Below are 13,439 nucleotides of genomic sequence, written 5' to 3' on the forward strand. Positions count from 1 at the left end.
TCACAAACGCTTCAAAACAAAACTGCCTGTCACAACCTCGCCGCTGCGGTTCAGTTGTCCCTGCTCAACGGTAAACTTTTCGGCTAATTTGACTCGAGCTTGTTCAAAAGGTTGGAAATCAGAGCTACTTACGTTAATGCGCACTTCTCCGCGCTGACTATCGTATTTGAAACTCATGACCTGCAAATCTTTTACTTGGCCAAGCGTTGACGGTAGGGCCGCCAACCATTCCAACATTGCTTCATTACTCGTACCGCCTGACAAGCGACGCGCTTCGTCTTCCATTTGACGTTTGAGGTAGCTCACCGTCGGAATACGACGTTTATCAGGGAACACCTGACGGAAAATGCGTTCACTTTCCTCACGGTACGCCTGTGCTTGGGCTTCATATTTGTGCACCACAAACAACTGTTGGGCGACCAAAACCACCAGTAACACTCCTGCCGCTATTGCTGTTTTTTGCCAAATTTTTATGTACTTGCCCCAAGAAGACTTAGGTTTAAACGCTCCGGTCAACAGGTTAACTTTGCTTGCCAACGCTCCCTTAGCCAGCAGTGCCATGGTCATTTCTTCTGGTTGTTGTACCCAAACCTCCGTCAACTCAGAGTCAGGTACGGAGCTGTAGCAGTCCAACTTCCAACCGGGATGATTTTGCAGATAAGACGAGAGATACAAATCCAACCAGGATATGTCCACCACCGCCCCTTCGGTTTGCGAGTGACGGATGAGCCATTGTGCTCCCATCGCTGCCGCACTGCTGTTGTCACCAACAGGTAATGCCAGTACGTCAGGTAAGAGGCGATTTATGGTCATGCCTTGGCTAGAAAAACGCTGTAATACGGTCTGAATCCAAGCTCGCTCAACCGCACACACTTGCGCGGTCCCGGACTGCTTTTTTAATACCGTAAAGTGCAAGCCATCGACATCCTGCGCCACTTCGTCTTCAACCAAATAAGGCAACATCGTATCAAATTGGCGCTCAGCACCCGGTGGAATGTCCACCTGAGTGAGCACCACGTCATTACTCGCCAACAGGGCAAACACTTGACGCTGGTGGGCATACGAAACCAACTCATCCAAATGTTCCCAACCGGCGAGTTCGCCACTGGCAATCACTTCCTGCTGTTCTGTCGACCATACCAACCAAGGAATGGTGCTTTGTTGTTCGCTACTCAGCCGAACGGTTAGAAACTCGCTCACTGATCCCTCCAAAACGACGGCGCACGACCGTGACCGTCTCTCTATTTGTACTTTGCAAAAGGCTACGGATACGCACGCGTGATTCATCCACTAACACTTGTGCATCCAATTCAAAGAAGGAGCTATCGACGCTTAAATAGCCTTTGGCTTCATCTTTTACGTCATTGCTCAAACCTGCCAGCTCCGACTCTGCTAAAAAGTCATCAATGCTGTTCCAGCCATCAAATGGCCGCTTCTCAATCAACTGCGCTGCGACATCAACACTTAAACCTGGTGAAAACATCGCAACTAAAATTGGCGCCTGCTCTATCGCTATAGTATTCACATTCAAACGCCAATCATCGCTTGGAATCGCACACACTAACGGCGCAAGTTTTTGGTATATGTCACCACTGACTTGGTAAACCGAACGCAACTCCGTGGCATCGGCCATCCAGCCATTCGGTGGTAAATACGATGGATTCATTGCTTCATACGTACTATCTTCTACGCCTGTAGTGGACCGTACAATGGAATCGCTATCAATGTATTCCCACACAGAGTCGGCGATGACTTCCGCCTGATAAGGGTCAACCTCAGACTCTTCCAGTAATCGCTGTAATACTTGCACCAAGTACGGCCGAGTTGTTTGTTGCCCTGTGGGCTGAACGCGACTGAGAACGTTGAGGTTATAGCACGCCTGTTTATCGACAATATTGCCTGATGCTTGACCATAATCGAGAGGGTACACTTGTTCTTTAAGCGCCCAAACCTGACTCAAGTTGATCGTATCGCTATCACTATAACTTTGCTCGATACCCGCTTTAGCTAACGCTTCTACCCCAACACTGTACCAATAAGCTTGTTGGAAATGGATTTGATTGGCACCGCGCTGAAACTGTAAAAACAGGCGCTCTGACATACTCGCAGCAACCGTTGCCATGATCGCTAGCAACATAAGAACGATGATCAGAGCGACACCCCGTTGACGCTTCACCATTATTGCTGCTCCTGCGTATTAACCGCGCCGATTTTGCCACCGGAGGTAAGATAAGTGCGAGTAATGTCACCGTAATCTTGCAAGCGGATCACCACAGACAGGGCTTTAGGGAGTTCCGTAGTGCTTTCCCACTCATTTGTCCATTCAGAGCCATTATAAAAACGTACGTTGAAAGACGTCACTTGCGCTAACAACGGGGTAATCATCCCTTCCTGACCAACGGGTGTGTCGGGATAGCGCCACCAAACTCGCTGTAATGTTTCGTCTTTTATACGGTAGCCAACCTTGGTCACTTCACCGCGAGGGAATTGTTGCTGCGGATTGTGCCAACCTAAGCGCGCAAACATTATGCCCTTCGCATCGGAGTCCAATAAATAGTCCGACCAGAAAATCAGTTTACTCGCTGGCCCTTCGCCATTGGTTCTAGTCCGGCGCAACGCGATTTGACGAAAGTCATTATCCATCATGACGATCGCGCGCTGAATTTCATTCAAGCGCTGCGTTTTTTCCTGTGACAAAGCATTACTGCGCTGCACTTGCGCGACCACTTGATACGCAGCGACGCTCAAGCTCGCAAAGATAGCAATCGCCACTAACACTTCTATCAGTGTAAAACCTTTTTCCGGTCTGCGCTTTGTCACGCTTAATCTGTTATTGCGCCACATAACTTCGCACCGTTACGATTGGGCTCGCGTCTTTTTCGACGGATACGCTTACATCAAATGCTTTCAGCAATGGTTGCGTGGTGGCGACAGGAGTCAACTTCCAATACCAGGTACGTCCAGCCAGTTCTTCAGTTCCGTTTTTGGCTTTCAATTCCTCAGTACTCAACATCACACTCGCCATTTGATTATCCACAACCATGGCTGCAAACATTTTTTCTTCTAAGTAACTGACGGTATTAATATGCTGACTCACAGAACGAATCACACTGATGGCGGCCGTAGCAAAAATGGCTAGAGCCACCAGCACTTCTAATAGTGTCATCCCTCTCACACGGCGATGCTTAAAGGCTGATTGAGCCTGCTTAGTATTGCGCATTCTCATCCTCTTCGACTTCTTCACCCGGTGCGAGTAGCAATATTTGCCCGCTTTCTTTACCTATGACACGCCAGCCATCATTAAAAGCATCACCATTTTTGGGATAGAAAGACAGGGTAAATGGCGTCAATTCCGCACTAGAAAAAAGAAACACCTGTGGCGGTTTTACTGCCTCTTGGTTTTCTTCTTCGGCGAACATGTCCTCATCAAACAAAGAGCCAGGCTCAAACAAGCGATCGTCCTTGTCCCAAACGCCACCGCCAAGATCAAGCTGTAGTGCAATCTCATCCAACTCGGTCTTGCTTGGGATTTGCTTCAATGCCAAAGGCTGCCAACCTTCTTCGGTTAAACTCAATAGCACATAGGTGGATTTCGCATCATCCACACGCACACCAAAGTCTTTACCGCTCAAGACAGCTTCTTCATTAAGTAACTGTAGGCGTTGATAGAAACTCTGGGCGTACTGTTTAGAGAGATCGTTTTGATTGGCAGGCAAAGTGGTAATGACAGCGACTGCTGTGAGAGATATTAACACCAGCACCAATAGAACCTCTATCAATGTAAAACCGTTATGTTTTTGCATGTGTTTCATTAGTGCTGGCTTTTGTGTGACTTATTGGAAGTCTTGAATGTTCCAGTTACCAATATCCGCTGCTGGACCTTCTCCGCCTTCTTGACCATCTGCACCTAGTGTGAAGACATCAATCGTGCCATTATCGCCAGGGCTTAGGTATTGATATTCGTAACCCCAAGGGTCTGTTGGCAAACGACGAATATAGCCACCGTCACGGTAGTTGCGTGGTTCTGGATTAGACGGTTTAGTCACCAACGCTTCCAAACCTTGGTCCGTCGTTGGGTAGACACTGTTGTCTAATTTGTACATATCCAACGCGTTTTCTAATGCAACAATATCAGTCACAGCTTTTTGTTGGTCTGCTTTTTCTTTGTTACCAAGCAAGTTTGGCACAACAAAGCTGGCCAAAATCCCCAAAATAACGACTACGACCATCACTTCTAATAAGGTGAAGCCGCGTTGCTTACTGCGCTTAAAGTTCATTTTTTCTCTCCAAAAGTTAGCCTTAGGCATGTGTTAAGACATGCCCAAACTGAAATATTATCCACTCATCAAGTTGTTCATTTCTAGCATTGGCATCAAGGTTGCCATGACAATGAACAATACCAGACCTGCCATCAAAGCAATCAATACGGGTGTAAAAATACCAAGTGCAATGTTAACGGTCGACTCAAAATTCTGTTCTTGGTTGTCCGCGGCACGCGTCAGCATGCTTTCTAACTCGCCACTTTGCTCACCACTGGCAATCATATGCAGCATCATTGGTGGGAACAGACGGGTTTGGTCTAGTGCTTTACGTAAACTCGCCCCTTCACGAACGTTTTCCGCTGCGATAAGCACTTGTTGCTTAACAAACCGATTCGACATCACGTCCACCGCCACTCGCATCCCCTCCAAAATGGGAATCGCACTGGAGGTACAAATCGACAATGTTCGAGCAAAACGAGCGGTATTTAGACCTTTCGATATCTTACCTAACAAGGGCAAACTGAGTATCTTTCTGTCCCAAGCAAGCCGAAAGTCAGGTTTTTTCAGTGCGATTTTCAGGCTATAAAAGCACACCACCATCACCACAAAAATGATCAGTCCCCAATTTTGCACAAACTCACTGGCGGCCAGTAGGAATTGCGTCGATTGTGGTAGCTCTTGACCCATCTGAATAATCGGGTCGATGATTTTAGGTACGACGGTCGCCAATAAGAAAGAGACGATAACCACAGCAAATACGACTAAGACCACCGGGTAAATCATCGCTTGCAATAACTTAGAACGCATCTTTTGTCGATTCTCGACGTAATCTGCTAATCGCGCCAAAACCGCATCTAAATGACCGGATTTCTCACCCGCTGACACCATGGAGCGATACAGCTCGTCGAAAACATGTGGGTAGTCACCCAGACTATCGGCCAGTGGATACCCTTCCGTGACCTTTGCACGTACAGCAGCCATCATAGAACGAATACGCGGTTTATCCGCTTGCTCAGACACAGCACGCAAACACTCTTCCAGTGGCATGCCTGACTGAACCAAAGTGGAGATTTGGCGAGTGATTAACGCCAACTCGGACGTTTTTATCCCACGCTTAAACCCTTGTGATCCAGAAGAAGAGTTGGAAGACTTTGCTTTGGTTTCAATCACTTCAACCGGGATCATTCCCTGCTCTTTGAGACGCTGACGAACTTGGCGGGCATTATCGCCTTCGATGGTGCCTTTTTTCTGTTTGCCTTTAGCATCCAGCGCTTTGTACTCGAATGCTGCCATTACGCTTCCTTCGTCACTCGCATCACTTCTTCAAGTGACGTAATACCACGACGTACTTTGCTTAGGCCATCACTGCGAATATTTGGTGTATGTGCACGCACAGCTCGATCGATTTCTTGTTCGCCCGCTTCTCTGTGGATCAGCTCTTGGACTTTCTCATCGACCATCACCAACTCATGGATGCCGGTACGGCCACGATAGCCCTTCTGGTTGCAGTTTTCACAACCTTTTGCACGATGTAGAACTAAAGGTTCCTCTTCCGCAAGACCAAACAGCTTCTTCTGTTCACTGTCTGCTTCATACGGTTCTTTACAGTCAGAACAAAGCGTTCGCACCAATCGTTGTGCAAGCACACCAAGCAAGGACGATGAAATTAAAAACGGTTCTATACCCATATCGCGCAGACGCGTTATCGCACCCACCGCAGTATTGGTGTGTAATGTGGACATCACGAGGTGACCGGTTAAGGAGGCTTGTACCGCAATTTGGGCAGTTTCCAAGTCACGAATCTCACCGACCATCACCACGTCCGGGTCTTGACGTAAAATCGCACGCAAACCACGCGCAAAGGTCATATCCACTTTGGTGTTCACCTGAGTTTGACCGATGCCGTCAATATCAAATTCGATTGGGTCTTCTACCGTAAGGATATTGCGCTCGTTACTGTTGATCTCTTGTAAGCCAGCATACAAGGTCGTCGATTTACCAGAACCAGTCGGACCGGTAACGAGAATAATGCCATGCGGTCGTTGAATAAGATGACGGAAGTTGTCGTGAACCGACGGGGTCATACCGAGGCTATGCAAATCAAGACGCGTAGCGTTTTTGTCTAACAAACGCATCACCACACGTTCACCGTGGGAAGACGGCATGGTAGAAACACGCACATCTACCGCGCGGCCACCAATGCGCAACGAAATTCGACCATCTTGAGGGACACGTTTTTCCGCAATATCCAGCTTCGCCATGACTTTAACACGGGAGACCAAAAGCGGTGCCAATTTGCGGCTCGGAGTAAGCACTTCGCGAAGTACACCATCAACACGGAAACGAATCGAGAGTTTTTTCTCAAACGTTTCAATGTGAATATCCGAAGCGCCTTCTTTAATCGCTTCGCCCAACATCGCGTTAATCAATTTGATGATCGGCGCATCATCTTCAGACTCGAGCAAGTCTTCATCATGAGGTAACTCTTCGGCTAAAGAAAAGAAGTCATCACTATCCGCACCGATGTCTTCCATCAATTGACGCGCTTCAGAAGAATCACGTTGGTACGCCTCGGTCAATTTCTTATCGAACGCGTCCTGATCAATCGGCTGCGGTACGAAGCTCTGCTTAAGTACTCGACGCACTTCAACCAAAGCCGCAGGATTAAGCGGCTCGACATAATACAGAATTGGAGGGCGCTCAGGATGCTCTGTCTCCAAAACCAGTTTAAAGCGATTGGCAAAACTGAATGGCAGACGACGCATACTTGGCGCAGTGTCTAACATATCCACCATTAGTTCGTTTCCATCTGATCAATGAATGCTTGGATTTCAGCAGGGTGCTTCATGTCATGACCAAACTCAGGCATCACTGGAATTTTGTCATCCGACATCAGCTTCAAGCCTTGGTCCGCTTTATACAGCTGCTCTGCACGAATAAAGTTGTACTTGCGCTGAGTGATACCATCGGCCGTCATACCATCACGAATGATGGTCGGTTTAATAAACACCATCAAGTTGCGTTTCTGTGTTTCAGTGCTGGTTGATTTGAATAAGTGTCCCAACACGGGGATATCACCTAATAGCGGTACTTTTGACTCACTCTCTAGCGCTCGTTCATCAACCAGGCCACCGAGCACCAACATTTGTCCATCTTGAACCATAACTGACGTATTAAGCTGACGCTTAGCAAAACGAACGTCAACCGCACCATTAGCACCCAATACATTGGAAACTTCTTGCTCGATATTGAGCTGAACGGAATCGCCTTCGTTGATTTGTGGCACCACTTTCAGTTTGATACCGACTTCTTTACGATCAACGGTTTGGAAAGGATTGTCGTTATTAGAACCCGCAGTGGAACCAGTAATCACCGGCACTTCTTCACCGACAATAAATGAGGCTTCGCCATTGTCCATCACGGTAATGCTTGGCGAAGACAGAATATTTGAGTTGGAATCGGTTGATACTGCACTCACTAGCGCTGTCCAATCGCCCATCATAATACTCATCGCCGCCCCGTTTACTCCGCCGAGAGCGGCAGCTAGCGTCGAATAATCCCCGTCTTCGGTATATTCGCGTGTCTGCCAACTGCTGGAATCACTGTCCCAGTAACTTTCAGTCTTTGTTACATCTTTCGCTTCTTCCAAACCGACCATCACTTGGCCAATCGGCGCACCTGTGTTGCCATACTGAATCATTGCGCCACTTTCTAGCGAGCCCCATTGAACACCAAGGTTAATACCATCACCTTCAGACATCTCAACGATCAGAGCTTCAATGAGTACTTGAGCTCGGCGAATATCTAGCTGAGCAATGACATCTTGCAGCGCTAACATAATATCGGGTGGCGCAGTGAGCACCAATGCATTCGTTGCCGGGTGCGCGGCGATCACGACTTCACCACGTTGAGAGCTCGCATTTCCCTGCCCAGCTTGCTTTTCTGCTTGCAAGTTATCCGAGACGCCTTTTAACACATCGACCAGCTCTTCGGCTTTGGCGTTTTTTAAGTACACCACTCGGTTGTTGCCTTTGGTCGCCATTTCTACATCTAATTGACGAATCAAACGCTTAAGGCGAGCACGTACTTTTGGATCGCCTGAAATTAAAATTGCGTTGGTGCGTTCATCTGCGACGATCTTAGGCTCTAAAAATTCCGGAGTGCTCTTTTGGTTGTTGCTCTTATTCAACGCTTCCACAATGCGCACCATCTCAGCCGCGGAGGCATTGCGTAGCTCAACCAGTTCAATGTCTTTATCACCCGCTTGGTCGACACGTTTGATGATTTCCGCTAAGCGGTTCACAACGGCTGCACGCCCGGTGATCAAAATGATGTTCGCAGGGTCGTAGTGAACCACGTTACCCGCGCCCGCATTGTCGATAAGCTGACGCAGCAGTGGCGATAACTCACGAACCGACACGTTGCGCACGGCCACAACGCGAGTAATGACACTATCGCCATGGGCACTACCGTCACCTAAAACTGGAATCGCAGAGGTTTTTGAGTCTTTCGCTCGGATGACTTTGAGTACACCGTTGTCCATTTCAACTACAGCATAGCCGTACACTTCAAGTACGTTGAGGAAAAAGCTGTAGTATTGCTCTTCATTCAACACATCGTAGCTACGCACATCAATCTTTCCGCGTACCGCCGGATCCACAATGATGGTCTTTTCTAAGTTACGACCAACGATGTTGATGAATTCCTGAATGTCAGTGCCTTTAAAGCTGGCGCTAAAATCATTCGCTATTGCACCCGGAGCGCAAAGCAAGCTCCCCGCCAGTAACCAGGCACTTTTGCTTAACCAATGTTTCACGTATGTCTCCCTGAACTCACGCTGCTAACCAGCCTAAGTATTACAATTGGATGTAGATGTCATACTGCTGGCCGTCTCGCTCAACAGTTAAACTCAGCTCTTGCGGGTTACTCATTACACGCATCAATTCAGCTGAGGACGAAGGATCACTTAAATCGATCCCGTTTAGTTGTACCGCAATATCGCCCGGCTCTAGACCTACATCATTAAACAATGCAGCCTCACGTCCCGGTGAAACACGGTAACCAACAATGTTCTCACCATCTTTTACCGGCGAGATACTAATGTATTTAAAGACGCTTTGCGGATTTTGCGCTATCTCCTCTCGAATTTGAGATAACCTTTCGCTCATATCCGATGCTGGCTCCGCCTCTGACGGCTCTGAGCGAGGGGAGGATTCAGACAGCTTGCTATACTCTATCCCCTGCATCATTAACGTTTCGTCCCGACCTTGGTTTTCGATGATGACTCGATCGACCAGTACGGCTTTAAGCTTTGCCCGCGTTCCGTCTATTTCCTCTCCGACACCATAGGTGGCTTGCTTACCACGATTCGCAATCACTGCGAGGCTAGTTTGTACTTGAGTACTGGCCACTGCACCAACTAAGGTTAAGTTTAGGCGAGTTTTAGGGGCGTCCTTCACGACAGGTTGTTCGATAACCGCTGGCTTTTGCTCACTGTACTTGCCAAATAGGTTGGCACTTTGCAAAGCATTGAAATCAATCGTATTAGTTTTGTCCCCAACCATCGTTCGACTTGCCGTAGGTTGCCACTGCTGCACATCCGAAGATTGAGGCACAGCCAACCACACCACCTTACCGAGTATCCACCCTGTCATCGCCACAAATAAACACGTGAGCAACACGCTGAGTTTTGCTTGAATAGCAAGATGATGAGATTTGAACTGAGCCAGTAGCGGGCTGTTTGATAATCCAGCACTTAGCTCTAATCGCTTCACGAAATTGATTCCTTTATTCCAAATAAAAGCCGAATTTACTTACAAAAAACCTCGACTCTATATAGCTAAAATGACAATGATATTATAAATATATGCAAATCCGCCGATTATATCACAACTGGTTTCTCATACCTTTGACTTGTGCAGTTTTTGCCAACTCCCTTGAAAAAAATACGTCATGGCTCCATTTGTAAGAAAATAATCCATCACTCATTGCCTTTCACTCTCGGGAGGCAGTGCTTAGATAGCGTAATGTTCTATGAGTTCCATAAATGAGGCCGTAAGGCTAGACAAGTGGCTTTGGGCCGCAAGATTCTATAAAACCCGCTCAATTGCACGCAATATGGTCGACGGTGGTAAAGTCCACTATAATGGCCAACGAAGCAAACCAAGTAAAATTGTTGAAGTGGGCGCTGAAATAAAACTTCGTCAAGGTAATGAAGAAAAAACCGTGATCATCGAAATCATTTCAGATCAACGTCGCGGTGCCCCTGTCGCACAAACTTTGTATCGCGAAACTGAAGAAAGTGTAGCGAAACGTGAAGAACATGCGACACAACGCAAACTCAATGCCCATAACCCAAGTCCTGATCGTCGCCCAGATAAAAAGCAACGTCGAGATATCATTAAATTCAAGCACCAATAAAAAGCCGGAATTACCAACGAGGAAAGCACTCCATGGCAAACAATGTTTTAAACCGTTACCTATTCGAAGACCTTTCAGTTCGTGGCGAATTGGTACAATTGGATGAAGCGTACCAACGTGTTATCTCCAGCAAAGACTATCCGGTAGCAGTACAGAAGCTGCTAGGTGAATTACTTGTTTCAACCACACTGTTAACCGCAACTCTTAAGTTTGAAGGCTCTATCACTATTCAGCTACAAGGTGATGGTCCAGTGTCACTCGCGGTGATCAACGGTGACAACAAACAACAAATCCGTGGTGTTGCTCGCTGGGAAGGCGATATCGCAAATGATGCCACTCTGCACGACATGATGGGTAAAGGTCATTTAGTGATCACCATTGAGCCAAAGGTTGGGGAGCGTTATCAGGGCGTCGTCGGCTTAGACGGAGACAATTTGACCGAGGTTATCGAAGGGTACTTCGCTAACTCAGAACAATTGAAAACCCGCCTATGGATACGTACTGGTGAATATCAAGGTAAGCCGCACGCAGCGGGCATGTTGATTCAGGTCATTCCTGATGGTACTGGATCTGCCGATGACTTTGAACACCTTGAGCAACTGACCGACACCGTAAAGGACGAAGAGCTGTTTAGCTTAGAAGCGAATGAACTGCTTTACCGTCTCTACAACCAAGACAAAGTGCGCTTGTACGAACCTCAGCCAGTAACATTCCATTGTGGCTGTTCTCGTGAGCGTAGCGGTGCAGCAATCATTACCGTCGATAAAACAGAAATTTATGACATTTTAGCCGAAGTCGGATCCGTTTCTTTACACTGTGATTACTGTGGCACAACCTATTCATTTGATGAATCTGAAGTTACCGCACTCTATACGCAAGCGTCTAACGAGAATAAAACACTGCATTAATTTTCATAGACCATCAAGCACGTAATTTCCCCAAAAAAAGCCAGCAAACCGCTGGCTTTTTTGTGATCAATCCCGCGTAAAACCTAGCCTCACACGTAATAAAACAACGGCTTAATTTTAATCAATTAATAATCCTTTTCCCCTAGCGGAAAAGATTCCGCACACGATACACTACTTACGCCAATATGTGACGGGACACCTACAACCACAAAGAAATAGTGGGTATTTTTTGAGCTATATCCCTGTTTTATCCCGGACCCGTTGCTAGCATGGTGAGCAGACAAAAATTAAAAAATTCTTACAAAATCCCTACAAAAATCCTTATAAGGAGCACCTATGACCGTTATGGAACATACTAAGGCTGCAACACTTGATCTAACCAAACATGGACTGCACGACGTAACAGAGGTTGTTCGTAACCCAAGCTACGAAGTGTTGTTTGAGGAAGAAACGCGCGACGACTTAACGGGTTATGAGCGCGGTGTGGTTACTGAATTAGGTGCCGTTGCCGTCGATACAGGTATCTTCACTGGCCGCTCACCGAAAGATAAATACATCGTTAAAGATGCCACGACCGAAGAAAACATGTGGTGGACCTCTGAGCAAGTAAAAAACGACAACAAACCCATTGATCAAAAAGTATGGTCAGAGCTGAAAGATCTCGTGACCAATCAGCTATCAGGTAAGCGTTTATTTGTTATTGATGGTTACTGTGGTGCTAATCCAGACACACGCCTGAACATTCGTGTGATTACTGAAGTGGCTTGGCAAGCTCACTTTGTGAAAAACATGTTCATTCGCCCAACAGAAGAAGAACTCGCCACATTTGAACCCGACTTTGTGGTCATGAACGGTGCGAAATGCACCAATCCAAACTGGGAAAAACAAGGTCTAAACTCTGAAAACTTTACTGTCTTTAACTTAACGGAGCGCATGCAGCTGATTGGCGGCACTTGGTACGGCGGTGAAATGAAGAAAGGCATGTTCGCCATGATGAACTACTTCCTTCCTCTCAAAGACATTGCATCTATGCACTGCAGCGCGAATATGGGTAAAGACGGTGACGTCGCGGTCTTCTTTGGCCTGTCTGGTACGGGTAAAACCACACTGTCTACCGATCCAAAACGCGCTTTAATCGGCGATGATGAACACGGCTGGGACGATGATGGTGTCTTCAACTTCGAAGGCGGCTGTTACGCGAAAACCATTAAGCTATCTAAAGAAGCAGAGCCTGACATCTATAACGCTATCCGCCGCGATGCATTACTCGAGAATGTGACGGTGCGCAATGATGGTTCTATCGACTTCGATGATGGTTCAAAAACAGAAAACACGCGTGTTTCTTACCCGATCCATCATATCGAAAACATTGTGAAGCCAGTTTCGAAAGGCGGTCATGCCAACAAAGTCATTTTCCTTTCTGCTGACGCGTTTGGGGTACTGCCACCGGTATCGAAATTGACTCCTGAGCAAACCAAGTACCACTTCCTGTCGGGCTTTACCGCGAAATTGGCCGGAACCGAGCGTGGTATTACTGAGCCAACACCGACCTTCTCGGCCTGTTTTGGTGCTGCGTTCCTAACACTTCACCCAACTAAGTATGCGGAAGTATTAGTAAAACGTATGGAAGCGTCTGGCGCGGAGGCGTATCTAGTCAACACTGGCTGGAACGGCAGCGGTAAGCGTATCTCAATTCAAGACACCCGCGGCATCATTGACGCGATCCTAGACGGATCAATCGAAGATGCACCGACCAAACATATTCCGATCTTCAACCTTGAAGTCCCGACATCACTACCTGGTGTAGAGACAAGCATTCTTGACCCTCGTGACACTTACGTTGATCCCC

General features: G+C 47.2%; 13 protein-coding genes. 3 read left to right on the forward strand and 10 right to left on the reverse strand.

Annotated features, from left to right (window positions below; all coding sequences use genetic code 11):
• Genes gspL through gspC form a run of 10 tightly spaced genes read right to left on the reverse strand, consistent with a single transcriptional unit; the run spans position 1 to position 10,036 of the window.
• Entirely contained in the window at positions 1–1,200 is a 1,200-nt protein-coding gene (gene gspL / locus SU60_RS15250; protein WP_041156261.1) for a type II secretion system protein GspL, read from the reverse strand.
• The gene (gene gspK, locus SU60_RS15255) at positions 1,169–2,179 is read right to left on the reverse strand and encodes a type II secretion system minor pseudopilin GspK (protein WP_041156262.1); all 1,011 of its coding nucleotides are present in this window, start codon (positions 2,177–2,179) and stop codon (positions 1,169–1,171) included. Before gspK ends, gspL begins: the two co-directional genes overlap by 32 nt.
• Entirely contained in the window at positions 2,179–2,844 is a 666-nt protein-coding gene (gene gspJ / locus SU60_RS15260) for a type II secretion system minor pseudopilin GspJ (protein WP_041156263.1), read from the reverse strand. The genes gspK and gspJ overlap by 1 nt, the downstream gene beginning before the upstream one ends.
• A complete protein-coding gene (gene gspI, locus SU60_RS15265) occupies positions 2,831–3,220 on the reverse strand; it encodes a type II secretion system minor pseudopilin GspI (protein ID WP_209419716.1) in 390 nt (129 codons plus the stop codon). Before gspI ends, gspJ begins: the two co-directional genes overlap by 14 nt.
• The gene (locus SU60_RS15270; protein WP_041156265.1) at positions 3,207–3,803 is read right to left on the reverse strand and encodes a GspH/FimT family pseudopilin; all 597 of its coding nucleotides are present in this window, start codon (positions 3,801–3,803) and stop codon (positions 3,207–3,209) included. The genes gspI and SU60_RS15270 overlap by 14 nt, the downstream gene beginning before the upstream one ends.
• 30 nt (positions 3,804–3,833) lie before the next feature.
• A complete protein-coding gene (gene gspG, locus SU60_RS15275) occupies positions 3,834–4,277 on the reverse strand; it encodes a type II secretion system major pseudopilin GspG (protein WP_041156266.1) in 444 nt (147 codons plus the stop codon).
• Between the two features lie 57 nt (positions 4,278–4,334).
• Positions 4,335–5,555, reverse strand: a complete 1,221-nt coding sequence (gene gspF, locus SU60_RS15280) for a type II secretion system inner membrane protein GspF (protein WP_041156267.1) — start codon at positions 5,553–5,555, stop codon at positions 4,335–4,337.
• Positions 5,555–7,057: a type II secretion system ATPase GspE gene (gene gspE / locus SU60_RS15285; protein ID WP_041156268.1), complete on the reverse strand. Its 1,503-nt coding sequence runs from the start codon at positions 7,055–7,057 to the stop codon at positions 5,555–5,557. The genes gspF and gspE overlap by 1 nt, the downstream gene beginning before the upstream one ends.
• Entirely contained in the window at positions 7,057–9,078 is a 2,022-nt protein-coding gene (gene gspD, locus SU60_RS15290) for a type II secretion system secretin GspD (RefSeq protein ID WP_041156269.1), read from the reverse strand. Before gspD ends, gspE begins: the two co-directional genes overlap by 1 nt.
• Before the next feature lie 40 nt (positions 9,079–9,118).
• Positions 9,119–10,036, reverse strand: a complete 918-nt coding sequence (gene gspC / locus SU60_RS15295) for a type II secretion system protein GspC (RefSeq protein WP_041156270.1) — start codon at positions 10,034–10,036, stop codon at positions 9,119–9,121.
• 259 nt (positions 10,037–10,295) lie between these two features.
• Between gspC and hslR the strand changes: the two genes are divergently transcribed.
• From hslR to pckA, 3 genes are all read left to right on the forward strand, one after another.
• The gene (gene hslR, locus SU60_RS15300) at positions 10,296–10,682 is read left to right on the forward strand and encodes a ribosome-associated heat shock protein Hsp15 (RefSeq protein ID WP_041156271.1); all 387 of its coding nucleotides are present in this window, start codon (positions 10,296–10,298) and stop codon (positions 10,680–10,682) included.
• Positions 10,683–10,714: 32 nt separating this feature from the next.
• A complete protein-coding gene (gene hslO, locus SU60_RS15305; RefSeq protein WP_041156272.1) occupies positions 10,715–11,590 on the forward strand; it encodes an Hsp33 family molecular chaperone HslO in 876 nt (291 codons plus the stop codon).
• Between the two features lie 336 nt (positions 11,591–11,926).
• On the forward strand, positions 11,927–13,439 hold a 1,513-nt coding region (pckA, locus tag SU60_RS15310), incomplete at its 3' end, for a phosphoenolpyruvate carboxykinase (ATP) (protein WP_041156273.1).

The sequence above is a fragment of the Vibrio mytili genome (assembly GCF_000830505.1).
Classification (GTDB): Bacteria; Pseudomonadota; Gammaproteobacteria; order Enterobacterales; family Vibrionaceae; genus Vibrio; species Vibrio mytili.

Bases quoted from the DNA above. Each gene is read 5' to 3' on its own strand.
- gspF (WP_041156267.1), bottom strand. From the start codon at position 5,555: ATGGCAGCATTCGAGTACAAAGCGCTGGATGCTAAAGGCAAACAGAAA.
- gspJ (WP_041156263.1), bottom strand. From the start codon at position 2,844: ATGTGGCGCAATAACAGATTAAGCGTGACAAAGCGCAGACCGGAAAAA.
- gspK (WP_041156262.1), bottom strand. From the start codon at position 2,179: ATGGTGAAGCGTCAACGGGGTGTCGCTCTGATCATCGTTCTTATGTTG.
- gspE (WP_041156268.1), bottom strand. From the start codon at position 7,057: ATGGTGGATATGTTAGACACTGCGCCAAGTATGCGTCGTCTGCCATTC.
- hslR (WP_041156271.1), top strand. From the start codon at position 10,296: ATGAGTTCCATAAATGAGGCCGTAAGGCTAGACAAGTGGCTTTGGGCC.
- gspG (WP_041156266.1), bottom strand. From the start codon at position 4,277: ATGAACTTTAAGCGCAGTAAGCAACGCGGCTTCACCTTATTAGAAGTG.
- gspI (WP_209419716.1), bottom strand. From the start codon at position 3,220: ATGCGCAATACTAAGCAGGCTCAATCAGCCTTTAAGCATCGCCGTGTG.
- hslO (WP_041156272.1), top strand. From the start codon at position 10,715: ATGGCAAACAATGTTTTAAACCGTTACCTATTCGAAGACCTTTCAGTT.
- SU60_RS15270 (WP_041156265.1), bottom strand. From the start codon at position 3,803: ATGCAAAAACATAACGGTTTTACATTGATAGAGGTTCTATTGGTGCTG.